At 53.0% G+C, this 24,367-nt stretch carries 19 protein-coding genes and 1 tRNA gene; 8 read left to right on the plus strand and 12 right to left on the minus strand.

Going from position 1 to position 24,367, the window contains the following annotated elements:
* The coding region (gene tnpA, locus G461_RS0106860; RefSeq protein ID WP_026971035.1) for an IS200/IS605 family transposase at positions 1–256 on the plus strand (256 nt) is incomplete at its 5' end.
* A gap of 23 nt (positions 257–279) precedes the next feature.
* On the opposite strand, the gene G461_RS25435 is transcribed toward tnpA, so the two are convergent.
* Positions 280–981, minus strand: a complete 702-nt coding sequence (locus G461_RS25435) for a DUF4328 domain-containing protein (protein WP_026971280.1) — start codon at positions 979–981, stop codon at positions 280–282.
* Between the two features lie 390 nt (positions 982–1,371).
* Positions 1,372–2,361: a transaldolase gene (gene tal, locus G461_RS23545; protein ID WP_051333414.1), complete on the minus strand. Its 990-nt coding sequence runs from the start codon at positions 2,359–2,361 to the stop codon at positions 1,372–1,374.
* Between the two features lie 254 nt (positions 2,362–2,615).
* On the opposite strand from tal, the gene G461_RS0106875 reads away from it, so the two are divergent.
* Both G461_RS0106875 and G461_RS0106880 read left to right on the plus strand, forming a co-directional pair.
* Positions 2,616–3,593: a sugar-binding transcriptional regulator gene (locus tag G461_RS0106875; RefSeq protein ID WP_026971281.1), complete on the plus strand. Its 978-nt coding sequence runs from the start codon at positions 2,616–2,618 to the stop codon at positions 3,591–3,593.
* Positions 3,594–4,029: 436 nt separating this feature from the next.
* The gene (locus tag G461_RS0106880) at positions 4,030–4,476 is read left to right on the plus strand and encodes an RpiB/LacA/LacB family sugar-phosphate isomerase (RefSeq protein WP_026971282.1); all 447 of its coding nucleotides are present in this window, start codon (positions 4,030–4,032) and stop codon (positions 4,474–4,476) included.
* A gap of 311 nt (positions 4,477–4,787) precedes the next feature.
* Here the strand turns inward: G461_RS0106880 and G461_RS23550 are convergent, their stop codons facing one another.
* From G461_RS23550 to G461_RS0106925, 9 genes are all read right to left on the minus strand, one after another.
* Positions 4,788–5,834, minus strand: coding sequence for an ABC transporter permease (locus tag G461_RS23550; RefSeq protein WP_084429070.1), 1,047 nt, complete (start codon positions 5,832–5,834; stop codon positions 4,788–4,790).
* The gene (locus tag G461_RS0106890) at positions 5,831–7,417 is read right to left on the minus strand and encodes a sugar ABC transporter ATP-binding protein (protein ID WP_051333415.1); all 1,587 of its coding nucleotides are present in this window, start codon (positions 7,415–7,417) and stop codon (positions 5,831–5,833) included. Before G461_RS0106890 ends, G461_RS23550 begins: the two co-directional genes overlap by 4 nt.
* A 78-nt stretch (positions 7,418–7,495) precedes the next feature.
* On the minus strand, positions 7,496–8,494 hold the full coding sequence (locus G461_RS0106895) for an autoinducer 2 ABC transporter substrate-binding protein (RefSeq protein WP_035479671.1): 999 nt from the start codon (positions 8,492–8,494) through the stop codon (positions 7,496–7,498).
* A 75-nt stretch (positions 8,495–8,569) separates the two neighbouring features.
* Entirely contained in the window at positions 8,570–9,571 is a 1,002-nt protein-coding gene (locus G461_RS0106900) for an ABC transporter permease (RefSeq protein WP_026971285.1), read from the minus strand.
* Between the two features lie 86 nt (positions 9,572–9,657).
* Positions 9,658–10,290, minus strand: a complete 633-nt coding sequence (gene dhaL / locus G461_RS0106905; RefSeq protein WP_026971286.1) for a dihydroxyacetone kinase subunit DhaL — start codon at positions 10,288–10,290, stop codon at positions 9,658–9,660.
* Between the two features lie 15 nt (positions 10,291–10,305).
* Positions 10,306–11,304 carry a dihydroxyacetone kinase subunit DhaK gene (locus G461_RS0106910; RefSeq protein ID WP_026971287.1) on the minus strand — a complete coding sequence of 333 codons (999 nt, stop codon included), beginning with the start codon at positions 11,302–11,304 and terminating at the stop codon, positions 10,306–10,308.
* A gap of 749 nt (positions 11,305–12,053) precedes the next feature.
* Entirely contained in the window at positions 12,054–12,842 is a 789-nt protein-coding gene (locus G461_RS26210) for a hypothetical protein (RefSeq protein WP_026971288.1), read from the minus strand.
* A 673-nt stretch (positions 12,843–13,515) separates the two neighbouring features.
* Positions 13,516–13,591: transfer RNA gene (locus tag G461_RS0106920), tRNA-Arg, on the minus strand.
* Between the two features lie 129 nt (positions 13,592–13,720).
* Complete coding sequence (locus tag G461_RS0106925) at positions 13,721–14,761, minus strand: LacI family DNA-binding transcriptional regulator (RefSeq protein ID WP_026971289.1); 1,041 nt, start codon at positions 14,759–14,761, stop codon at positions 13,721–13,723.
* 289 nt (positions 14,762–15,050) lie between these two features.
* On the opposite strand from G461_RS0106925, the gene G461_RS0106930 reads away from it, so the two are divergent.
* Positions 15,051–17,153 (plus strand): alpha-galactosidase, encoded by a 2,103-nt coding sequence (locus tag G461_RS0106930; protein WP_026971290.1) that lies wholly within the window; start codon positions 15,051–15,053, stop codon positions 17,151–17,153.
* Between the two features lie 67 nt (positions 17,154–17,220).
* Entirely contained in the window at positions 17,221–18,918 is a 1,698-nt protein-coding gene (locus tag G461_RS0106935; RefSeq protein ID WP_026971291.1) for a solute:sodium symporter family transporter, read from the plus strand.
* A gap of 98 nt (positions 18,919–19,016) precedes the next feature.
* Here G461_RS0106935 and G461_RS0106940 read toward each other — a convergent pair whose 3' ends face one another.
* Complete coding sequence (locus tag G461_RS0106940) at positions 19,017–19,862, minus strand: AraC family transcriptional regulator (RefSeq protein ID WP_026971292.1); 846 nt, start codon at positions 19,860–19,862, stop codon at positions 19,017–19,019.
* Positions 19,863–20,197: 335 nt separating this feature from the next.
* Between G461_RS0106940 and G461_RS0106945 the strand changes: the two genes are divergently transcribed.
* The 3 genes from G461_RS0106945 to G461_RS0106955 all read left to right on the plus strand — a co-directional run bounded on the left by G461_RS0106945 (position 20,198) and on the right by G461_RS0106955 (position 24,364).
* Positions 20,198–21,145: a carbohydrate kinase family protein gene (locus tag G461_RS0106945; protein ID WP_026971293.1), complete on the plus strand. Its 948-nt coding sequence runs from the start codon at positions 20,198–20,200 to the stop codon at positions 21,143–21,145.
* 70 nt (positions 21,146–21,215) lie between these two features.
* Entirely contained in the window at positions 21,216–22,811 is a 1,596-nt protein-coding gene (locus G461_RS0106950) for a solute:sodium symporter family transporter (RefSeq protein WP_026971294.1), read from the plus strand.
* Between the two features lie 77 nt (positions 22,812–22,888).
* A complete protein-coding gene (locus G461_RS0106955) occupies positions 22,889–24,364 on the plus strand; it encodes an aldehyde dehydrogenase family protein (RefSeq protein ID WP_026971295.1) in 1,476 nt (491 codons plus the stop codon).
* Positions 24,365–24,367: the final 3 nt, after the last annotated feature.

Consider the following 24,367-nt stretch of genomic DNA (forward strand, 5'->3'; position numbering starts at 1 on the left):
CCACGTACACTTGATTGTAAAGGTTCCGCCAAAGCTGAGTGTTTCCAAGCTGATGGGGGCGCTAAAAGGGAAGATAGCTCTGAAGCTATTCAACAAGTTTCCGTACTTGAGGAAGAACAAGCTTTGGGGCAACCACTTTTGGCAGCGAGGGTATTTCGTAGATACTGTGGGTATTAACGAAGAAATCATACGCCGATATGTAAGACATCAAGAGAAAGTTGAGCGTCAAGAGCAAGGTGAGTTGGCGCTGCACTAGACAAAGGCCCCCTTCGAGGGGGCTCATTCAAAGCCACCTTCTTTAGAAGGTGGATATTTACATGCCAGGCTGGCGAAGGCACCCACATGGCGGTGGGCGATTTGATCGAGTGATTGATTGATATGGCCAACCAACAACAGGGTTGTGCTAAGCAGGGTAATGCTTAGCATATCGGTCACCAGCAAGCACGCCGCCTCGGGTGAGTGCAGGGCATTAGGGAGCGAGTGAAGCGGATTAAGCAAGTGCGCTAGAAAATGCGTTACAAAGCTTATCCACCATAAGCGCAACAGGAAGGTCGGAACCGGCTTGGTTTTGCCTTCCAGGGTATGAATATGGCGACACAGTTCAACCATCGCTTGATAGGGTTTCCAGAAGAACGCGACAGGCACGAAATACCAGGCAATCGACTGGAACGGACTGAAGCGCAGCCCCTTGGCCCCCAACTGATGCAGGTTGTAGTTGCAGCGATAAATCCAAGACAACATGGCCACGCTGCAACTCACCATCACGATGAGGTAACTGCCGGTGAGCTCAGCGGTACGCGGGAAGTAAGGCACCCCCATTTCACGAAGCTGTTCCTGCTGATAGCCCGAGTACTCAAATACAAGCTCAAAAAGATGGCTGGCAAACAATAAGGATATCGACACCAACAGCAGCCAGAGTAGCCACTTAAGAATGCGGTTAATAAGTGTAGGGTCCCGATATTCGACGCGCTGAGCATGCATCAATGCTGCCCCTGTCCAATTGATTGTTATGTTAATTTTCGCAGTTTGAGCAGGAAGCTAAAGGTGCATTCCTGCGAATTGTGATCATCTCAACAACGCGACTTCTGGAAGTTTAAGCTGACTCACGAAGTCGGGGGCTCGCAAGATACTGCCTGAAACTGGAATGCTGAAAGAGTGCAGCAGGTGCTAAATTTATGACCTGGAATCGTACTACATTCGAACTTGAATGTTGCAGCCTGAACGGTGGTGTTGGCGCCTCTGTGAGTATCAAGTGCTACCCATGGAATGCGTCTCAATATGCGATAGAGGCAAACACCTGATCGTACTGAATACTATCCAGACTTATGATGATTCAGGCACAAGCCCCATATCTGTCAGTGGTTCTCGAGTTTAAACAGTCGCCACCATTGGTGGCTGTTCAACTTGGTCGAACATTAGCGACGCCATCATCGTCTCAAGTTTGTGCTGATCGATGGCGAAGTTACGAATCCCTTCCGCGAGCTTTTCCGACGCCATGGCATCTTGGTTGTGCTCCCACAAAAACTCACTTTGGGACAAGGGGAAGGGGCGCGCTTGATGAGCACTGTCGGGGCTTAGTGCGCGCGATAAGGCCGCTTCCCCATAACTGAGTTTTTCCAGCAGGTGGGGGTTAATGGTTAGGCGGTCACAACCGGCTAGCGCGGTGATTTGACCCACATTTCGGAAGCTTGCCGCCATTACCACGGTGGGATAATCGTGCTGCTTATAGTACTGATAGATCTGTTTTACCGAGCGAACCCCCGGGTCTGTCTCAGGGGTAAACTCTCCGGCCCCCCGGGCTTGGTACCAGTCGGTGATTCTGCCCACAAAAGGTGAGATTAGGTAGACACCTGCTTCTGCGCACGCCCGAGCTTGGGCAAATGAAAACAGCAAAGTTAGATTGCAGTTGATCCCTTCTCGTTCCAGTATCTGCGCTGCGCGAATGCCTTGCCAAGTCGCAGCCAGCTTGATCAGTATCCGTTGATTGGGCACTCCGGCGTCGTTGTAGAGTGCAACAAGCTTGCGGGCCTTAGCGAGGCTAGCCTCGATGTCGTAAGAGAGTGTCGCGCTCACCTCGGTAGAGATACGCCCCGGAATCATCGAGAGGATCTCGCAGCCTATCTGTACCGCTAGTCGGTCACACGCTTCTTCAACCGCTTGCTGGCGGGGTAAGTTCAGTTGGCGAACTTCACTTAAAACATTATTAATCAATTGCTTATAATGAGATAATTGTGCCGCTTTTAGAATGAGGGATGGATTGGTTGTGGCATCCTGCGGCGCATAGGTGGTGATCTCTGAGATATCGCCAGTGTCTGCAACGATGGTTGAGTAGCGTTTAAGTTCACTGAGTTGATTAGCCATACTGATTACCCTCTCTGTGTTCATATGTTCATTATAATGCCAAATGTTTAGGCTGTTGTATAAGTTGATTGTCAATAGTGTGACGCGTAAAGCATTCGCTCAGCGCGTAATGGTGCGTGTTTATTGAGCTGGCCTCGCTGTTTTGGCTATGTATACGTTGTGAGTATGATTTCGATGTGATTACATATGAACGATAGCGATATTTTTGTTGGTGTGGCGGAAGCAAGCGTTCACAAAGACTTAAGGAAAAAACTATGGATTTGCAGTTACCGGATGAAACCGATCTTCTGACTGAGATCGCCATGGCCTATTACCAGAATGGCGCCACCCAGGAAGAGATCTCGAAACGCTTTGCCGTGTCTCGGATCAAAGTGGGCCGGTTGCTAAGAAAAGCCCGCGAAGAAGGGATTGTAGAAATCACCGTGAAGTATCATCCGGTGTTCTCGGCCAACCTTGAGCAACAGCTCATTGATCGCTTCGGGATTAAGCGCGCCTTAATTGCGCTAGATCAGCCACATGAGGAAGAGCAGCGTAGCTTAGTCGCCGGCTTGGTATCCGGTTACCTATCTAATGCACTCACCGATGACACAGTCGTCACCGTTGGGCAGGGGAGGAATATCTCTGCAGTGGCCGAGTATATGGGAGTGACAGCCAAGCGTAACTGCCGGTTTGTGTGTGGCATCGGTGGTATCCACCCGCGCGGCGGGCTGACCAATGCCGACCACATTTGCCGACAGTTGGTGAAGAAGTTTGGTGGTAGCAGCGAAACGCTTTACGCCCCTGCTTTTGTGAACGACCCAACCATTCGCGCCAGCTTGATGGCGAACCCCACCATTACGCAAACCCTTGATCTCGCACGAAAGGCCGATATGGCATTGGTGGGGGTGGGCGATATGAGTAGCAATAGCTATATGGTCGATCTGGGTTGGTTTAGTGCTCAGGAAGTCAGCGATGCGCGCATGCACCATGGGGTTATCGGTGATATCGCCGGCTACGACTTCTTCGATATCCATGGCAACACCTCGCACAACATAATGAGCGACCGTATCATTGGCCTCAATATTGAGGAGTTCAAGCAGATCCCCGAGGTTATCGCCGTCGCCTCTGAGAGCAGCAAGTCGCTTTCTTTGCTGGGAGCCTTGCGCACCGGCGTGATCGACGTACTGGCTACCAGTGTCTCCAACGCCATGGCAATCATAAATCTCGACGACCTTAAGCAAAACAAAGCCTAGCGTTAGTCGCTGGATAGGGCGCGGTCACTGTCATTGTTACGGTGTGCTTTTCTGGCTCCGGTCATGTGTGACTGGCCTAAGAAGCAAACCTCATTAAGCGGGGAATCGTCGTAGGGCAGCGACTAAGCCCCGCTGATTTAGCGTCTCCATTCTCGATTGTTCAACTGTTTGTTCAAGCTTTTATTTAGCTCGCCTAGTCCACTACCATCCTTGCTCCAAATGCCTGGGTAATTGCTGCATTCGCTGCCGTTTAACTTCTCCCACGATGCGTGAACCTATGTTTATAATGCGATCATTCGATTGGTGGTTTGGTGAATGTTTTCGCGCCACAAACGGTTTGAGTGATCGTAACTACGGGTTTTAACAGGAATTCTTGTATGTAATCCGCTGATCTGGCATATTCAAATGTGCGCTATATGAACATATGAGGCTTAACATGAAGATTGCAATAGGCTGTGATAATGCTGCTATTGAGCTGAAGAATGTAATTACGCAACACCTGTTATCGCTAGGCTTTGAGGTGGTCGATCACAATCACGGTCACGACCCCGATGAGCTTTATGCCGATGTCGCCGCGCGAGTCGCGTTAGCGGTTAAGCACCAGCATCAACCACGCGGCATCATCCTATGCGGCACCGGTATCGGCGTATGCATCATGGCCAACAAGGTCCGCGGCATCCGCGCCGCGCTATGTCACGATACCTTTTCCGCCGAGCGAGCCCAGTTAAGCAACAACGCCCAGATCATCACCATGGGGGCGAGGGTGATTGGCTCGGAGCTGGCAAAGCGCATCGTCTCCACCTGGCTGTCATGCGAGTTTGTTGATGGGCCGTCGACGGCAAAAGTAGAGCGGATCCACGAGCTAGAGCAGCAAAACGCCTAGCTCCTGGCTAATCGCAAGTCCTTAACAGCTTGCTCCCCTAGACCGCTGGCCTGGCTTTAAACAAGCCAGGTCTTGCGACTGGCACTCCCGAAAGTCAACTCCTAGTAAGCCTCACTGCAGGCGTGAATCAAACACAGCGCAGTTGAAGCGCTCATCCTTACTGCTTCGCCCAGCAGTACTAAGCACATCAAACACCCAAACGGTTCATCATATGTTCGAATTAGGATGGCGAAGCTACAAAAGCCGAGGCTCGCAAGCGCACTGTTACGCTTGCGAGCATATGTTTGGCTTGTTAGGTGAGAAGCCGAGCCTCAGGCTTGCTTCTTGTCGGTAAAGCAGAAGAACAAACCGGCAATCAGAATAAAGCTACCAAGGATAGCGGTTTGCCAAGTGCTGGGTATCCCAACCAAGATCAGTACGTTACTCACCAAGGTAATAAGGATAACCCCGAGCATGGTGCCGCCTACAGAGCCGGAGCCACCGGTAATCCGCGCCCCCCCCAGCACCACTGCGGCAATCACCGCAAGTTCGGTACCCGCAAGGTCGAAGGGGTTGGCCAAGCGATTGGACGACACATGTAAAATGCCGGCGATCCCAGCCAGAAAGCCCGCGTAGGCGAAAACAAATAGCTGTACTTGCGGCACTTTAAATCCCAAGCGTTCGGCGATATCCGGGTTACCACCGGTCGCATAGATAGCGCGCCCCATCAACGTGTGGTTGAGAATAAACCAGGTGAGTAGGGCAGCGGCTAACAACACCAGCACATAGGCCGGTAGCTTCACCTCGAAGCCTGCATCGTTGGTTAAGGTCACCAGCGTGATCTGGCCAAACTGCTCCATTGATGCGGGGATGTTCATAAACAGTGCGGTACCGATAAAGGTCAACAGGAACCCGCGGAACGCGTATTGGGTACCGATAGTTACAATCAGCGACGGCGCTTTTAAGGTATTCACCAACAGGCCGTTCACCACACCTAGCAGGGTGCCACCTATGGCCCCCATAACCATGATGGGGAAAAATCCCAGCTCGGGCATGTAGTTGGTCACTAACATGGTAACTGAGTACATCACCAAGGCCGCAACAGAGGTAAAAGACACCTCCAGCCCGCCTGCGGCAAGCACTACCAGTACCCCGAGGGCGAATAGCCCACGAATCACTGAGGCACGGAGAATGTCGAACACGTTGGCCATCTGCCAAAAAGAGGGGGCAATCGTGCCCACCACTAGGCAGACGATGATGATCAGCAACAGTGGAAACATAATCGGATGATTAACCAGCCACTGCTGCAACTTTTGATATACATTCGCACTGTCGGAGATGTCCATCGTTTTGGTATTGGTGTCGCTTATTGCGGTCATAGCGCAACTCCTTGTGTAGCTTTGTTGCCACTCGCGATATGGGTATACAACTGCTGTTCGGTCAGCTCTTCCACGGGGACAATGGTTTTCATTCTGCCGTCAGACATCACCGCGATACGGTCACAGTTTTGAATCAACTCAGGGAGGTCATCACTGATGATAATCACCCCCATGCCGGATTCTGCTTGCTGCTGAATTATTCGATAAATCGTATCTTTGGAGCCGACATCAACGCCCACCGTTGGGCCATGAAGAATAAGAAGCTGCGGGTCGGTCGCCAGCCAGCGACCAATCAACACTTTTTGCTGGTTGCCACCGCTTAGCGATTTTACTGGTGCCTTCACATCACTCGCGACCACCGCCAAATCGTTGACCATATTCTCGGTATGCTCGGTCGCTCGGTGTTTGTCGATTAAGCCAAGCTGGCCGCGCAGTTTGTCCAGAATGCCCATCACGGCATTGTCGAGAATCGGCTTATCTAAGAATAAGCCCTCGGTTAGCCGATCTTCCGGCACATAGCCAATACCCGCCTTCACGGCATCATCGACTTGATGAAGGCTAAGTAGGCGGCCATTGAGCTGTATCGTGCCTTCACTGGCTGGCTCCACACCCGCCAGCGCTTTGGGTAACTCATTACGGCCCGAGTCCAGCAGGCCGGTAATACCTAAGATCTCGCCTTTCGCCAGCGAGAAGTTAACGTTGCTGAAGGCCCCAGTCTTGCCAAGTTGGTTCACCGTTAACAGCCGCTCACCGGCTTGCTGCGGCGCGCGGTAACGCCCTTGTTCTATTTCGCGCCCGGTCATTAGGTAGCCGATGCGCTGCTTGCTCAAATCGGCAATGTCGCACTGGCAAACCAGCTCGCCGTCGCGCATCACCAGGCCGATACCGCCAATCTCTTTACACTCGTCCAGCTTGTGAGTGACGAAAAGCACCGCAACGCCCTCGGCCTGCAGCTTGCGCACCACAGCGATAAGGTTATCCACTTCACTCTTGGTCAGTGCCGTGGTTGGCTCATCCATAATCACCAATCCGGCGCTTCCGGCCACCGCTCTTGCTATCGCTACCAACTGGCGGGTGGCAATCGGCAGGCGATCGACCTGAGTGTTTAAGAAGGTAGGAGTAACGGGTAGCTCAACAATTCTTAACGCTTGTTTGGCAGTTTGAATTAGCGCAGCGCTGTCTAGCTTGCGATAGAGCTTTCCGTTTGATTTGACTAGCTGTTGGCTCAGCCCAATATTCTCAGCCACCGTGAGGTTGGGCAGCAGCGACAGGTCTTGGTAGACCGTTTCAATACCCAGTGAGAGTGCTTTGATGGAGCTAAAATCCGAGACGGTTTCGCCATTCACCTTCAAGTGTCCCGATGAGGCAGGGTGCGCCCCAGCGATAACCTTGATCAAGGTACTCTTGCCACAGCCATTCTCGCCCAGTAAGTGGTAGATCTGGCCTGGCTCAATGTTGAGGCTGACGCCTTTTAAGGCATGCACACCACCAAAACGCTTGTGGATCTCGTGCAGCTCAATAAATGCAGTGGCTGAGCTATCGCGAGTAGTAGGGAGAGCTTGTTCAATCGGTTGCGCCGCCATCACTCCAGACTCCTTATGAGGTTATTGCCTTAGCAAGCGGAGTACCCCGGTGTACCCCGCCTGAACCAATGACGAGGATTAGAATGGGTAATCCTTGTAGTTTGATACGTCTACATCAACCCATGCTTGCCCACGCACAATGATGCCCTCGCCGGGGCCTTGAGTGACCTGAATGTCGTTGTAACCGGGAACCCCAAGGTCCATGCCGCTCTTAATCTCTTCGCCATTCAGGGTCATGTTGGTCAGGATATTCATCACCATCCCGGCATCTTTCGGGTCCCAGAACGAGATGTACTGTACTGCGCCACTCTCCAGATAAGGGCCGGTATCCTGAGGTAGGCCAAGTCCAACAACACAGACTTTGCCGATAAGCCCCGCTTCCTCTACAGCGCGGCCAATGCCGATAACGTCGATCGCCGAGCCACCCTGAAAGCCTTTAATGTCAGGGTAGGAGCGCAGTATCTCCTTGGCCTGCTCGTATGCGCGGTTAGCATCGTTGAAGCTTTCGTTCTTCGGCGATACCAGCTCCATCTCTGGGTATTGCTCGGCATACTGGGCACCGCCATCGGCCCACTGTACGTGAGTCAGGCTGCCCAATGAGCCTACAAAGGAGGTCCACTGGCCTTGATGGCCCATACACTCGGCAAGCTTCTGGTTGAAGTTGGCACCAAACTCGAAGTTATCGAAGGCTTCCATGTCGACCATGGTGTTTTGCACGTTATCCGCCTCGTGGGTTGTGATAACAATGCCGCGCTGCATGGCGCGTCGGAACACGCCTTCCAGCGCAGAAGGGTCCATCGGGACAACGGTAATGGCATCAACACCTTGAGCGATTAAGTCCTGAATAATGGCAACTTGCTGGGCGGCATCAGCCTTTGCCGGGCCAACCTGGCGGGCTTTTACCCCATCGGTTTCTGCGCCAAAGGCCTCAACGCCTTGGCCCATACGGGTAAACCAGTTCTCACCGGTCACCTTGACCACGGTGGCAATCTCTTTTTCTGCCGACACAGCCGGTAGGGCAACGCTAGCTGCAACTAACAGCGACAGACTACTGAGTAAGAATGTAGATTTGCGCATTTTGATGTTCCTCATTGTTATTTCTCCTTGGCTCTGCCTGAACGTAGGGTTTAATCAGGCAAATTCTGGCGCTAACTATTTGGTTGCGGGTGACGGCCGCAATCTTAGGAAATCGGTGATATTGACTTTGCTGGCGAACAAAAAGATCAGTAGTAACAATCCCCAAGCGCAGTCGCGGAAGAAGTTGGAGATCGCCATAAAATTAAACAGGCTAGACATAAGTTGTAGGGCAATCGCCGACATCAACACACAGATCACCCGGCCAAAGCCGCCCTCGGGTTTCACCCCGGCCATTACTGCGATCAATATGGCAACCATGACGTAGCTCGAGCCATAGTCCCATTTCACGCTGGAGGTTCGTGCGGCGATGATAACCCCGGCAACTGAGGCCAGCAGCCCCGCTAAGGTGTAGGTGATAAGGTACATCCGCTTCACCTTGATACCGGAGAACTTGGCCGCATTGTCGTTGCTGCCAAGTAGGTAAAGGCGGACCCCATACGAGGAGTACTTCAAGAAAAGGGCAAGTACCCCGGCAATGGCCAAAAACAAGCCAAAGCTGATCGGAATACCCAATACCGAGGTATTAGCAAAATCATCCAGCGGTTCGATAAAGCCCAGCCGCAGCGCCGAGCCCCCAGTCAAACCCACCGCGATGCCGGTAAACAGCATTTGTGTGCCCAGCGTCGCGATAATCGGCGTTAGCCCGGCATAGCCCACCAATGCGCCATTTAGCAATCCACCGGCCAGGCCTGTGAGTAAGCAAAAGCCCGCAAACACCCAGCAATACAGCAACGGCGACTCTGTGGCGGTGGCAAAGGTGGGGGTGAGCATAAACGCGATAACACCCGATAGGTTTGCCAGTGCCACGCCCGACAAATCGATACCGCCCCGACCGGCCGACATGGCCAACATCACGCCAAAGGCTAACAAACCAAGCTCAGAGAGCTGGATCGCCATCGACTGCAGGTTATACAGGCCAACAAACCGCGGCCCCACCAAAAACAGTGAGGCGATCACGACCAGGGCATTCACCAACAGTAAAAAGCCAAGTTGGCCGTCTAAGAACTTTGAAGACATGGTTCCCCCTTATATGAGCGGCAAGATTTGAGCGACAAGGTAATCAGGGCACGCAAACGCGAACTCGCGATGCGCTGGGCGCGCGGCTAATCCAAATCTGCAACAATGCTGTCGACCAAGGTGCTAATAATCAGGTAACAGGAGGTGGCACCTGCATCTAACACGCCTATGGAACGCTCGCCTAAGCGAGAGGCTCGGCCAAATTTCGCCACCATCTCTTTGGTTGATTCCCAGCCCTGTTTTGCACCCTCAGAGAAGGCCGCCAGAATTTCTGGGTCAGATTTATCGTCGGCGATGGCGAGCGACATCGACTCTAGTGCGCAGGCGAGGGTATCCATCAGGGTTTTGTCGCCCTTTCTTGCCTCGCTGATATCCATCAGCTCTTCGTTGGCAAACTTAAAGGCGTTATACAGCGCTACCGCTTCGATTTGGTCGCGGTCTAGCACTTCGCTCAGGGAGAAGAAAATGGTGCCGTAGATAGGTCCCATCGAGCCGCCAATATCATTGAATAAGGTGGATGCAATCATCTCGCTGGATTCAGCAAAGCTCGGCGCAGGGGAACAAGCAAGGATCTGCTCTTTAGCCATCGAAAAGCCCTTGGCCATATTGATGCCGTGGTCGCCATCGGCAATCAGGCCATCGAGATCACTGAGGTATTGCTTGGACTCGATGATTTTATTTGCCACTTTAATTAAATTCTCGCAACTCAAGATAATCATAAAACTGTCCCTTATTTAGAATTTAGAAAGGCCGGTAGATTGGCATGGCGCTTGGACGAGTTGTTTGAGCTCGTCATCGAGCTTCATCATGGTGAGCGTGGCGCCCATCATGTCGAGCGAGGTGAACAGGTTGCCAATGAAGTTCTCTTCAATGGTGATTTTGTGCGCGTCTAACATGTCGCACAGCGAGTCATAGACAATGTAGAGTTCGTTGATAGGGGTGGCACCTAAGCCTGATATCAGCACCACGACCTCATCGCCAGAGGCGAACAGCTCGTCATGCAAGATGGTATCGAGCATTTTGCGCGTAGCGACGTCTGCGCTGCATATGTCTTCGACAGACACACCGGGTTCACCATGGTGGCCAATACCGATTTCCATCTTGCCCGGGTCAATGTTGAAGTTAGGGTGACCAACATCTGGAATGGTGCACGAGGAGAGGCCAATCCCCACCGACAGCGTATTGTCGATAGCCTTTTGGGCAACCGCAATCACTTGGTCAAGATCGTAGCCTTGTGCGGCCGCAGCGCCTGCCACCTTCCACATTAAGATCTCACCGGCCACGCCACGGCGCTTGTGCTTTTCATCCAAAGGGGCACTGGCAACGTCGTCGTTGGCGACAACCGTCTTAACCTCAATGCCTTCACGTTTGAGCATCTTGACGGCCATTTTTACGTTCATGTTATCGCCAGCGTAATTGCCATATAGGCAAGCGACACCGGCACCACCGTTTGCGGCGCGCATGGCATCAGCAAAGTGTTTCGCGGAAGGGGAGGAGAAGATCTCACCAATGGCCACCGCATCAACCAGGTTCTTACCTACGTAACCGATGAAAGCCGGCTCATGCCCAGAGCCACCGCCCGTGACAATACCGACCTTGCCCTTGGTTGGGGACCAGTTTGATTTGATTACTCTAGGGTTATCTGTACTAGACAGCAGGTGTTGATTGGCTTTGACATAGCCACGGACAGAATCTTCGACAACCTCGTCAGGTCGATTAATCAAGCGCTGCATGGAACACTCCTAATCCAAAAGTACAAGAAACAAGAGTATGACCAGCGAGTGTTCATATGAGCAATCTTGAACACAAGCTTGCAGAATGTTTGCGGTTACGATGCTAAACCAGTGATGACGCCTAACAGGCATCTTTTAGGGTGAAAACGCCCCTTTCCCATAAGGTTTTGCTATATGTAACAAGCAAATAAACCACTATTAAAGTAATTAGTGTAAATACCCTTGGTTAACACTAGCTAACATACGCCCACGCATCATATGTTCAACAGGTGATTATGTGTTTGGTGTTGCTGGTCACAAAATAGCGGTTTTGGGGCATTTAACTGTGAGCTGAGGCAAATCTGGGGATGGGGCTTGGGTTGTTGTAAACGGAGAAGGCAGGGAAGGGGAGCTTATGGCGGCGCAGCATTACTCAGCTTGGCTTTAAAGCAAGTAACTCTGCACATTTGGATATTGAGAGTATTTGACAGGAGTTGCGGGAGATTAAGCTCTAGGTGTGGGGTGATCCAAAAACTGAGTTCATCCCGTCTGATCGTAAGTTAGGCCTTGAGGAGGTATCTGAGGTTAAATGAGCGGGATAGGGCGGAGATAATCCGCCATATGGAGGCTGTTACATAACACGCTTTTGGACAGAAATGAGCTAGGGAAGTGGGGAATAACGCCCAATTAAGGTGTGAGTAACGCTACCACGAAACTCAACCAAACCACCGTAAACACTTTACTCAAATTAGAACCAAAAGTCCCAAGCGTTAGGAATCACCCTTAAATTGTTTGTTATGTGTTTGCCAACGCCTAACTCTAAGTGGCATAGTTACCCACCAATATACCTTTAGTGCTTTTTTATTGGCTAATACGTTTAGAACGAGTTTATCCCATAGTTTCTTTACTTTTCCCCAAAAACCTACATATGTATTCGAGTGCACCATAAAAGCAAATGGTCCAGCCAAAGTGTAAATAAGCGCATGCCTCATTTCACCAAATTCGAACTCTAGGAAGTCTAAGTTCCATACGTGGTCCCACTTTCTACTCCAAGTGCTATTTAGGAACTCGGTATAAGTTGGAAAACCGAATGTTTCACTGACTTCCTTAGTTACTCCACCTTCACCATAAAAAACACCAGATAATGTAACTTCGCTATATGTAGTATAAACTCCATCGTCATCGATGGTTATGTCCTTCAAAGGTATTGACGGTAAGTGAGTTATAACAACTTGGTCATCTGAGATCAGTTCAAGATCTATCGAATTTTGATAGCAAACATTCCCAGAGAAAGCCTTTACATATCCAGAAAAACGGGTGTAAACGTTATTTTTACCTGTCTTTACATATAACTTAGACATCGGAACTTCGTTGTTTGAAATATACCGACTTGCTAGTTTAACATCATAGTCAATCTCATCGGCTAGCTCTTTAAAGTGTAGTTTTGATGTACGAGAAACATAGTCATTGTGAGAAATGATATATGCCCGAAGAAAAATCAATTTTTCTAGCCAGTTCTTAATGAGCCCGAATAATCCGGGCGGTAATTTGAATTCCATTCGACTTCCTTAAGCACTGCTCGGATAGACACACAACATCTTATTCAATAGCACAGGGCTCTCTTTAAACAGAGCATTACGCTATGTATCCACCACATAATGTCTACTTTATCACTTGAAAATAAGCTTTTACAACAAGCGGTTAGCCGTGTCGTGGAGGATACATAGCAAGAAAGAGAGCACACTAGCCGGCTCAAACAGATTATATTCCCAATACTGTATATCTATGCCAGTAGTGATGCAGGCTTCCCTAACACTTAATGGGGCATGAGTGTGTTACCGACTCAAACCGACCAATAGCTGAACTGTTTCACTAATCGGGAGGCGGACAGAACGTTTGGTTGGTCTGCTTACGAGCTTCAATACGCCTTATCAACCACTTCTAATATTGCCAGAACTCCAAGGTGGGGTTCATATGAAACGTAACTAAAGTGCAGCGTTTGCCAGATATCGGCTGAGGGATAGCAGTAGTACCAGACATATGTATATAACGTCTCCAATCCTTAGCCGTCGAGTGGGCTTAGCGGCCTCGGCATAGTCTTCGATATAGAGAGTCTTAAGTTTGAGATTGCTTTGAGTAACCAAATCCACAAATATCAACACGGCACAGCGTCGGCACGGCTACGTTGGTGAATATTCATAGTATTGATTTATAAGGGAAGGTAAGGCGATTTGGCCTCCTCACAGGGACTCGAACCCCGATCGATCGCTTAGGAGGCGACTGCTCTATCCTGTTGAGCTATGAGGAGACGGCTTTATTATAGCGCGGGGAAGCGCTTTGAAAAGACGCTAAGCCATTGTTTGGGCACAATTTAAGCAACTTTCTTTATCGAGCCGCTCTCGCCTTTTGCGGCCCCAAATCTCCTAGGGCCAGGCCCTTAGTTATCAATCAGTTTCGACAGTTGCTGTAGCAGCGCCTGGGCGTTGGGTTGCTCATTGCCTTGCTGTGGCTTGGCGGTGCTTTTGCGCTCGATAAGGTGTGTGGGCAGCTCTTGGTGGCGCGGTTGTGGGTCGAGGGCTTGCTTGACCGCCATTTGGCCGATCTGCTGGAAGTCTTGCTCGATGGTGGTCAGTGGCGGTTGGAAAAAGGCGCTGTCTTGCATGTTATCGAAGCCGACGATGGACACGGCGGCGGGCACGCTCAGGCCATATTCATGTAGCGCGCGCAACGCGCCCAATGCCATCTGGTCGCTGGCGACGAGTACCGCATCCACTGGCTGGCCTTGTACTAAGTGCTCCCGCATTTTTAGGTAGCCGCTTTCGGTGCTCCAATCACCTTCGTAGGTGGCTACGATTTGCTCGGCGTGCAGGGCGCTTTGCCAGGCGCGCAAACGTTCGCTGGCGGCAAAGGAGTGTTGCGGGCCGGCTATCAACACAAAGTGTTGGCGGTCCAAGGCTGCTAAGTGCTTGGCGGCGGCCAGTGCGCCGTCGAAGTGGTTGGCACATACCGAGGGCACATTGGCGGTGGCCGGTACGTCGATAAACACCAGATGCAGGTGAGGGTAGTGCTCCACCAGTTGCTCTGCGCACTCCTGACTAACGGGCACGTTGATGATCATCGCCTCAATGCTTTGGGCGCGCAGCTTGCGAATGGCGTTGTGCAGCAGCTCCAGCTCGGGGTCGGAGACCACCGAGATGCTCACACCGTGGTCCACTAACTCGGCGTGACGGCGAATGCTGCTGGCAATCAGCGAGATCCCATGCAGGTGGATGTCGAGGGTAATCAGCCCGAGCAGTTTTACCTTGCCACGGCTGAGCATCTGCGCGCCTTGGTTGGGGGTGTAGCCCAGCTCTTCAATGGCGGCTAACACTCGCTCGCGGGTGCGGGGGGCCACGCTGGGCGAGCCATTGGTGACCCGCGATACGGTTTGGGTGGATACGCCGGCGCGCTCTGCGACTTCCTTAAAGGTAACGCCCATGATGCTTCCTGTCTTAATCTGGATAACGACTATACCCGAGCAAGCTTTTTGAGCTTGTTCGGGCATACCTTGTTGATGTTGAGCATCGCATGTTAGCGCAAACATTGAAAATGTTTTCACAAACAAATCTGCGCAATGTCAAAAATGTCTAATCAATGTCACGCGAAAGCGTGATGCTGATCGCCTAATCCTGCCATCGCACTGTCGAAAATCGGCAAATCGGACTTAAATAAACGCAATATGTTTGCGCAAACACATGCGCTGGAAAATTAACAAGCAAAGGTATGCTATGAGCCAAATACTTCATCTAACAAGTGAGCGCTGCAGTCTAGTTATTAAGGTTGACCGGAACGCAGAGATTATCCACTGGGGCAATCGCATCAGTCAGATCGACGAAGATCTGCTGCTGGCCACCGAGCGCCCAGTATCACAGGCGCGGCTAGATGTAGACGTGCCACTGTCGTTGGTGCCAGAGATGGGCGCCGGACACTTTAATGCTCCGGGCATTGAAGGCCACCGCGATCGCAGTGCATGGGCACCGGTATTTAAGGTGGTAGCTGTAGAGCAGGGCGAGCAGCAGTTAGTGTTCCAACTGGAAGACCAAACCGCACAACTGTTGATGAGCGTAAACATCGAGCTTGATTACGCCACCGATGTACTGAAAAAGCAGGTGTCTATCACCAACATCGGCGAGCAGCCCTACCAACTGGGCAAGCTGTCGTGCACCTTGCCACTGCCACAACATGCGGTAGAGCTGATGACCTTCCATGGCCGCTGGAGCCGCGAGTTCCAAACCCAGCGTTTGTCGTTCTCCCACGGTGGCTTTATGCAAGAGAACCGTCGCGGACGTACCTCCCACGAAAACTTCCCGGGCATGTTTGTCGGCTCCAAAGGCTTCTCTGAACAGCAAGGGCAGGTGTGGGGCGTTAAGCTGGCGTGGTCGGGTAACCACCAACTGCGCGCCGATGTGAAAAGTGATGGCCGCCGCTTTGTGCAAGCCGGTGAGCTGCTACTGGCTGGTGAAGTGGTACTGGAGAAGGGCGAAAGCTACAGCTCGCCTGAGTTCTACGGCTGCTTTAGCAATAGCGGTTTGAACGGTGTGTCTGAACGTTTTCACAAATATGTTCGCGAAAACATTGTAAGCTTCCCCGTCGACAAGCCACGTCCGGTGCACCTGAACACCTGGGAAGGCATCTACTTCGACCATCGCCCCGAGTACATCCAAGAGATGGCCACCGAAGCTGCCGAGATTGGCGTTGAGCGCTTTATTATCGACGACGGCTGGTTTGTCGGCCGCGATGGCGAGCGCACCGCACTGGGCGATTGGTACTTAGACGAAACCAAGTACCCGGATGGACTTGAGCCGGTTATCGCCCATGTGAACAAGCTGGGTATGGAGTTTGGGCTGTGGGTTGAGCCGGAGATGATCAGCGAAGACTCGATGCTGTATCGCGCCCACCCTGACTGGGTGCTGGGATTAGAAGGCTACCATCAGCCCTCTGGCCGCTGGCAGTATGTGTTGGACCTGCAAAACGACGACTGCTTCAACTACCTGTTTGAGCGCCTCAACGACCTGCTCACCCGCTACAACATCAGCTACCTGAAGTGGGATATGAACCGCGAGTTGGTACAGCCCGGCCACCAAGGCAGTCCGGCGGTGCATGGCCAAACCAAGGCGCTGTATCGCTTGGTCGACCAACTGCTGGCCGCTCACCCTGAGGTGGAGATTGAGTCTTGCAGCTCGGGCGGTGGTCGCATCGATTTTGAGATTTTGAAACGTACCCACCGCTTCTGGGCTTCCGACTGTAACGACGCCCTTGAGCGCCAAACCATCCAGCGGGGTATGAGCTACTTCTTCCCGCCTGAGGTGATGGGCGCACACATCGGCCCCGATGAAGCGCACACCACGCGCCGCTGCCACCACATCAACATGCGCGGAATGACGGCCTTGAGCGGCCACATGGGCGTGGAGCTTGACCCGGTGCGCGCCAGCGACGAGGACAAGGCCGGCTTTAAGCGCTACATCGCGCTGCACAAGCAGTACCGCCAGTTGCTGCACTCGGGCCGCAGCTTCCGCCTCGATACCCACGACGAGCGCCAGCATGTGTATGGCGTTACCGATGAAAACGACCTGCTGATTACCGTGTGCCAGTTGGCCATGCCCGATCATGCACTGCCAGCGCCGCTACGTATTAGCTGCGTTGAGCCTGATGCTCGCTACAAGGTCACGTTGGTGGAGATGCCTGAGACTAGCTTCCAGCTAATGAAACAACGCCCTAGCTGGCTGGATAAAACCCTGATTTTAACCGGTGACAACCTGCGCGAGGTTGGGTTGACACTACCGATTCTGGATCCTGAGTCAGCGTTGCTGTTGTCACTGGAGCGGATCTAGTCCGAGCTCGCAGTCCTTCGCTCACAGCCGAATGCCGCGAAAATATCTACTATAAGGAAATAAAGTTATGTTTACCGTACTACTTTCATTCCTGCTCTTTACCGGCTTTGTAGGGGTGTTTACCTACAACAAAGTAAAAAGCAGTGAACACAACTCCCAGGAGGGCTTCTTCCTGGGCGGGCGCAGTCTCACCGGTGGGTTGATTGCAAGCTCGCTGATCCTAACAAACCTGAGTGCTACCTCGTTTGTTGGCATGAGCGCGCAGTCTTACACCCACAATATGAGCGTGATGGGCTGGGAAGTGGCATCAGGTGTGACCTTGGTGATCATCGCCTTGTTGCTGGTACCGCGTTACCTCAAGCAGGGGATTACCACCATTCCTGACTTCCTCGAGAGTCGCTACGACTTGTCGGTGAAGAAGTTTGTGACCCTGCTGTTCCTGTGTCAGTACGTGATTAACATTCTGCCGACTACCCTGTACGCCGGTGCAGTGGTACTTGGTGAAATCTTCGATGTGCAAGGATTGCTCGGGGTGTCGGAGTTCACCGCGATTGCGATTATCTCGGCTACTATCGGTTTGCTGGGCTTCTTCTACGCCATTTACGGTGGTCTAAAGGCGGTGGTAATCGCCGATACTTTTAACGGCGTTGGCCTGATTATCGGCGGCCTGATGATTCCGGTGTTTGGTTTGATGGTACTCGGTGGCGGCAGCTTTGGCGAAGGTCTGGATATTCTGTTGACTGCAGCGCCTGAGAAACTGCAATCGGTGGGCGCAGAGAGCGATCCGCTGCCGTTCTCAACCCTGTTTACCGGTTTGCTGCTAGTGAACCTGTACTACTGGGGTACTGACCAGTCGATCATCCAGCGTGCATTGGGTGCCAAGAACCTGAAAGAAGGCCAGAAAGGGGTGATCCTGGCAGGCGCTATCAAGGTTATCTCGCCGCTGTTCCTGATTATCCCGGGTATTATCGCCTTCCATATGTTTGGTGCCGATGCCGGTAACCCAGACAGCATGTACACCCGCTTGGTGAACGAAGTGCTGCCTAAGCCGCTGGTGGGTTTCTTTGTGGCGGTGATGTTTGGCGCCATCCTCAGTACCTTTAACGGCGTATTGAACAGCTCAACCACCTTGTTCGCTCTGAACGTGTACAAGCCACTGTTTGGTAAAGGCAAATCCGACCACGAGCTGGTCTCGAAAGGGCGCGTGTTCGGCGTGATCATTGCGATTATCTCGGTATGTATCGCCCCGTTCATCATGTACGCACCCGATGGTCTGTTCCAATACCTACAGATGGTTGCGGGCTTCTTTAGTGTGCCAATCTTCACCATCGTATTTGTTGGCTACATCTCTAAACGTGTGCCTGCCTTTGCGGCCAAGGTGTCACTGGTGGTGTTCGTAAGCTCTTATGCAGCGATGCAGCTAGTGTTCGACACTGGCATCCACTTCCTGCACCAGTTGGCCATCTTGTTTGTGGTATGTACTGCGCTGATGTTTGTGATTGCGAAGTTCCGCCCACGTGAGACCGATTACGTGATGCCGGTGAACGAAAATATGGATATCACGCCTTGGGAGTACCGCTTCGAGGCATCGGCCATCGTGCTGTACATGGTATTGGGCGCATTCTTTATGTTCTCTGATATCGGCCTGATGAGTGACGATAAATCATTCCTGCAAATCTACGGTATCTGCGGTCTGATTATGTTGGTGGGCATTGCCTTCCGTTCAAAAAAGCGTAAGCAGCTGCTGGCTGCGCAAGCACAGTAACCGTCGTGGCAAGGGCGCATCGCAAGGTGCGCCAATTATGAAAAGTGCGCCTCTTTAATCGGGGGCGCACTTCTTTGTTTTTGAGCCTCTAGTGCCACTTAATCCAGCTGCCGCGTTAGCTCGCGGTAGGCCTTGGGGGATTGCTTGAGCTGCTTTTTAAAGCTGCGATTGAAGTTGCTGATATTGCGAAAGCCCACATCGAAGGCGATCTGGGTGATGCTCTTATCGCTTTGCAGCAGTTGGGTGGCGGCATGCTCGACACGCTTCTCGGTGAGAAACTGCACAAAGGTGCGCTCGGTGGCGGCCTTAAAGCTGCGGCAAAAGGCGTTCTTGTGCATGTTGGTGAGATCGGCCACATCTTCCAGGGTGATATCGCGAAAATAATTCTCGCAGATCCAGTCGATGGCCGCGTTAATCTTACTCTCTTCTTTTACCAGCAAGGGCTCGCCGTTGTGGCCCGACACTAGCTGCAGTTGATGGTGCTCGCTAATCTCTGCCAGCAAACCCAGCAGCTCGATCAGCAGATACACCCCTTGTTTGTCGATAAGCGCGCGGATCTTGTCGCTTAGGCTGTGGTGCTCGCCGGTCACCTTCAGGCCATAGCGTGATTGGCTAATCAGCTTGTTAATCCGCTTCAGTTCAGGCAGCTCAAAGAACATCTCGCCAAAGCAGTCGGGCTCGAACTGGATAATCACCGAGCGGATGCTGTCATCGTCCTGGGCTGCGCAAAACTTGTGCGGGGTGTTGGCGCCGATGATAAAGATGTCGTTGGCTTGGTAGTCAATCACCTCGTTGCCCACCAACAGGCGCCCTTGGCCTTGCTCGATAAGCACGATCTCGTGTTCGTGATGGAAGTGATAGGGGTGGAAGAAGTGCTCGCAGGTATACAGGTACGCGTTGAACGAGGCGTTAATGTAGTTGATATCTTCCCGAACCGCGCGCACGTGAATACTCCACAAAGTAGATTACTCAATAGCTTAAGCGAACCGGCGAATAAAGATGCGCTAGAAGTCACATTTAGCGACGCTGGTTAATTTAGTACATATCCCTGCGAATATTTGCAAAGTGCCCGCCAGAACAACTTTTTATGCTGGATACAACTGTTCGGTATAAGGAGATGGCGAATGTCGCAGCAACACCTCTATGCTCGAGAACCGCAAGCAGAGCTGGCGATCAGCAGGTTTTGTTTGGTGTCTGTTCAGATGGTTGGTACTCAACCCCAATACGCGCTCTCAGCCGAACCCTTGACCTTTGTTTCTGCTTCACCGCGAGGTGAATCATGCAGTCGATAGCCCTCATCGGCTTAGCCGCCCAGCACACCAGTGCCGCCGAGCAAGCTGGCGACAGCGCCAGCGAATCGTCTTGGCGGATGCTCTCCCAGCGCCGCTTTGGTGTTGCCGGGGATGCGGCCGCGATGGCCCTGCAACTGGCCAAGCTTAACTCCACCGTCAATCTGTTTAGCTGCGTGGGTGATGACCAAGGCGGTCGTCAGCTGGTTGGCGAGCTTAAGCGCAGCGGCGTTGGCCATCGCTATATCACCTGCAAGGCTGGGCTTAGCACGGCGTCGAGCATTGCGATTAGCCAAGGCAATGCGCTGCAGCGCTGGCTCTATCCCGGCAGTTTTGAGCAGTTTGATTTGGCCGACATCGAGGTGTCGGTGCTGCTTAAACACGACCGTATCCATGTCAGCGACTGCGGACTGATGGCGCTGCTGCTGCAGGGCGGTTTAGCAGAAATTCTTTGTACCGCGGTGGCGCTGCGCAAACGTACCTCGCTCAGTATCGGCGCGCAGGAGCCGGTCAGCTTTGAGGCGCTGCGCTGCCTACTTCCCCATCTTGATTGTCTGTTTATCGATGTCGCAGTGCTGCAGCGCTGGTTTCCCCATGACTCGCAGGCCAGCGCCTATCGCAAGCTAAGCGGCAGTGGCCCTGGCCAGTTGGTGGTGCTGGAGGGCGAGCGCGCCTGCCTGTGCCACGGCGACAGCCCAGCGGTGAGCTACGCACTGGAAACGCCGCTGCAATCAGCCGAGCCCTCGTTCAATAGCTTTGTGGTGGGGGTACTCACCGGGCTTGGCCGCCAGTTGGGGCTAGAGAAGGCGCTGGGCATGGGGCTGCAGTTGGCAGGTGGAAGCTCGGCGGATATGAATAAGGCACTAGCGGCGCAAGTCGTTGAACAAGCGAGCGCTGATAACTCGCGGAACAAGCGTGAGGCGCTCGCAACTGAATAACAAAAGAAAAAGGACCGCCGCGCAACAAGGATAGGCGGAGAACAATGAACGCTAACAAAAGGAAGGCATCATGATCGTACCCTTATCATTTGCCCTGGTCACTGGCTTGGTCGCCATTGGATCGTGGTACAAAGTTAAACAGAAAAGCAAAAAAGGCGAGTCTGCCGAGTCCTACTTCTTGGCTGGCCGTGGGCTGACCGGGGTGCTAATCGCCTCATCGCTTATGCTCACCAACCTCTCCACCGAGCAGTTGGTGGGGCTAAATGCTCAGGGCTATACCGCCAATATGACGCCCATGGCTTGGGAGATCTGCGCCGCGATTACCTTGGTGATAGTGGCGCTGTATATGCTGCCCAAATACCTTGGTGGCGGCTTCACCACCATCCCCGAATTCATTGAAGACCGCTACGGCAAGAGCACCATGTACTTTTGTACCTGCCTGTTCTTGATCGGCTATGTGCTCAACCTACTGCCGCCGATTCTGTATACCGGCTCGGTGGCCCTTGGTGGGATCTTCGATATCTCGGCCACCTTTGGTGTCTCTTACTGGGGCGGCATCTGGATTATGGTGGTGGGCATTGGCCTGGTGGGTGCGGCTTATGCGGTATTCGGCGGTCTGAAGGCGATTGCTTATTCCGACACCTTTAATGGCGTGGGCCTGCTGATCGGCGGGGTGATCATCATCCCTTGGTTTGGCCTGAGCGCGCTGGGTGATGGTAGCGCCCTCGACGGCTGGCGAGTGCTGATGACCGAGCACCCGGAAAAGCTTAACGCCATCGGCGGCGCGGAAGACCCGGTACCGTTTAGCACCCTGTTCACCGGTATCTTGATTCTCAACCTGTTCTACTGGGGTACCAACCAGTCGATTATCCAGCGCGCGCTGGGAGCCAAGAACCTGGCTGAAGGCCAAAAAGGGGTGTTGTGGGCCGGTATGCTTAAGCTGGCCGGACCGTTCTTCTTGCTGATTCCCGGAATTATCGCCTACGCAATGTTTGGCCCCGACTTGCCCAACGGCGAGGTGGCCTATCCAATGTTGGTGCGTGAAGTGCTGCCCCATGCACTGGTGGGTTTCTTTGCTGCCGTGCTGTTTGGCGCGGTGCTCAGCTCATTCAACTCGGTGCTGCATAGTACCTCGACCTTGTTCACCCTGAACGTGTACAAGCCGCTTATCAACAAGCAGGCCAGCGATGAAGACTTGGTACGCGTGGGCAAACGCTTTGCGGCAACGGTAGGGCTGTTTGCCATCTTTGTGGCGCCGTTTATCTACTACGCACCGGAAGGCTTCTTCCAGTACTTCCAGACCATCAATAGCTTCTATATGGCACCGATGTTCACCATCATCGTGGTGGGCCTGATCACCCGCAGAGTGCCCGGTAAAGCGGCCAATATTGGCATCGTGGTGTTTATGACCGCCTATGCACTGACCTCGTTTGTGTTCAGTGTCGATATTCACTTCTTGCACCTCACAGGTGTGCTGTTTGTGGCGGTTGCCGTGCTGATGATGGTGATCGGTAAGTTCTATCCACAGGACCACGACTATCAACCGCGCCAAACCAAGCAGGTGCAACTGGAACCTTGGAAGCACGCGAAAACCATGGCGGCGGTGATCTGCGCCGGCACCGTGCTGCTGTATCTGATTTTTTCTCCTTGGGGGATTGCCGCCTAGGAGAGTTGGAAGGGACGGGCCGGCAGGCCCGTTAGGACACTTGCTACAACAATCTGTACCCAAAAAAGGAAAACCCTATGAACAACAACATTAGTGCAGTGACCCTAAATTACATGGAGCAGTCGCCACTGCCGTTTTTGCTAAATGGCCAATGGCAGGGCAGCGAGAAAAGCCTGGCGGTGTATGACCCGGCGACTGGCGCGAAGCTAACCGAGGTGGCCTTGGCGGGTGCCGAGCATGTCGAGCAAGCAGTGACTGCTGCCGAACAAGCCTTTGTGAGCTGGAGTGCGCTGTCGGTGGCGGAGCGTAATGGCTATATCAGTAAGCTAGCCGAGCTTATCCGTCGCGATTTGCAGGTGCTGGCCGAGTTGGAATCGGTAGACGTTGGTAAGCCAGTGGCAGCCGCTGCAGGCTTTGATGTGCCGTTCGCCGCTGATTGCTTTGAGTACTTCACCGGTGTGGCCGAAGAGTGCCAATACGATGTGGAGCTGGGCCTGAGTGTGACCGATAGCCAAACCATCAAGCGCCCCTATGGCGTGGCCGGCTTCGTGTTCCCATGGAACTTCCCGCTAACCCTGTGTGCGTGGGGCATTGGTCCGGCGCTTGCGGCGGGCAATACCGTGGTGATCAAGCCAGCCAGTGAGACTCCGCTATCCACCTTGTATCTGGCCAAGTTAGTGGATGAAGCGGGCTTCCCAGCCGGGGTGGTGAATGTACTACCGGGTACTGGCTCGACCGTGGGTGAGGCGTTGATTGGTCATCCGCGTATCAAACTGATGTCGTTTACCGGCTCTACCAGCGTCGGTCGCCGGGTAGGCGAAGTGTGTGGCCGTAACCTGGTGCCAGCCAAGCTGGAGCTGGGCGGTAAAGGCGCAGCGGTAATCTGCTCCGATGCCGACGTAGACGCCGCAGTGGCAGGGCTGACTGGCGCGATTACTCTTAATGCCGGTCAGGTGTGTTGTACCGCGTCGCGCTGGTATATCCATGAGGCTATCTACGATCAGTTCGTTGCCAAAGCCAAGGCGGCCTTTGAGGCGATTAAGGTCGGTCGCGGGCTGGATGACAGCACCGAGATGGGCCCAATGTGTACCCACAAGCAGATGGCCAAGGTGCTCAGCTGTATTGGCGAGGCGCAGGCCAGTGGCGCTGAGCTGGTAACCGGCGGCAAGCGCATTGTTGAGGGCGAGTTCGCCAAGGGCTACTTCCTTGAACCGACCCTGCTGGCGGGGGATGACAACAACCCGTGGGCGCAGGAAGAGATCTTCGGCCCCGTGGCCTTCTTGCTCAAGTTTAGCGATGAGGCGGATGCGGTGGCCCGCGCTAATGCCAACCCTTACGGTTTGGCCAACAGCGTGTGGAGTCAGGATCTGCCCAAGGCTAAAGCGATTGCCGCTCAGTTGGTGTCGGGCAATAGCTGGATTAACGCCCACAACGTGTTCGAGTACGGCCTGCACTACGGCGCGTGTAACCAAAGTGGCTGCGGCGGTGGGGTGAACAGTAAAGCAACCTTCGAAGGTTACTTGCGTCACCAGTCTGTTGCTGCGATTCGCTAGGAG

The sequence above is a fragment of the Aliagarivorans marinus DSM 23064 genome, from assembly GCF_000429485.1.
Lineage (GTDB): Bacteria > Pseudomonadota > Gammaproteobacteria > Enterobacterales > Celerinatantimonadaceae > Aliagarivorans > Aliagarivorans marinus.

Bases quoted from the DNA above. Each gene is read 5' to 3' on its own strand.
- G461_RS25435 (WP_026971280.1), bottom strand. From the start codon at position 981: ATGCATGCTCAGCGCGTCGAATATCGGGACCCTACACTTATTAACCGC.
- G461_RS0106890 (WP_051333415.1), bottom strand. From the start codon at position 7,417: ATGGCGGCGCAACCGATTGAACAAGCTCTCCCTACTACTCGCGATAGC.
- G461_RS0106930 (WP_026971290.1), top strand. From the start codon at position 15,051: ATGAGCCAAATACTTCATCTAACAAGTGAGCGCTGCAGTCTAGTTATT.
- tal (WP_051333414.1), bottom strand. From the start codon at position 2,361: ATGGCTAATCAACTCAGTGAACTTAAACGCTACTCAACCATCGTTGCA.
- G461_RS0106950 (WP_026971294.1), top strand. From the start codon at position 21,216: ATGATCGTACCCTTATCATTTGCCCTGGTCACTGGCTTGGTCGCCATT.
- G461_RS0106945 (WP_026971293.1), top strand. From the start codon at position 20,198: ATGCAGTCGATAGCCCTCATCGGCTTAGCCGCCCAGCACACCAGTGCC.
- G461_RS26210 (WP_026971288.1), bottom strand. From the start codon at position 12,842: ATGGAATTCAAATTACCGCCCGGATTATTCGGGCTCATTAAGAACTGG.
- G461_RS0106955 (WP_026971295.1), top strand. From the start codon at position 22,889: ATGAACAACAACATTAGTGCAGTGACCCTAAATTACATGGAGCAGTCG.
- G461_RS23550 (WP_084429070.1), bottom strand. From the start codon at position 5,834: ATGACCGCAATAAGCGACACCAATACCAAAACGATGGACATCTCCGAC.
- dhaL (WP_026971286.1), bottom strand. From the start codon at position 10,290: ATGATTATCTTGAGTTGCGAGAATTTAATTAAAGTGGCAAATAAAATC.
- G461_RS0106935 (WP_026971291.1), top strand. From the start codon at position 17,221: ATGTTTACCGTACTACTTTCATTCCTGCTCTTTACCGGCTTTGTAGGG.
- G461_RS0106925 (WP_026971289.1), bottom strand. From the start codon at position 14,761: ATGGGCGTTACCTTTAAGGAAGTCGCAGAGCGCGCCGGCGTATCCACC.
- G461_RS0106900 (WP_026971285.1), bottom strand. From the start codon at position 9,571: ATGTCTTCAAAGTTCTTAGACGGCCAACTTGGCTTTTTACTGTTGGTG.
- G461_RS0106880 (WP_026971282.1), top strand. From the start codon at position 4,030: ATGAAGATTGCAATAGGCTGTGATAATGCTGCTATTGAGCTGAAGAAT.
- G461_RS0106875 (WP_026971281.1), top strand. From the start codon at position 2,616: ATGGATTTGCAGTTACCGGATGAAACCGATCTTCTGACTGAGATCGCC.
- G461_RS0106895 (WP_035479671.1), bottom strand. From the start codon at position 8,494: ATGCGCAAATCTACATTCTTACTCAGTAGTCTGTCGCTGTTAGTTGCA.
- G461_RS0106910 (WP_026971287.1), bottom strand. From the start codon at position 11,304: ATGCAGCGCTTGATTAATCGACCTGACGAGGTTGTCGAAGATTCTGTC.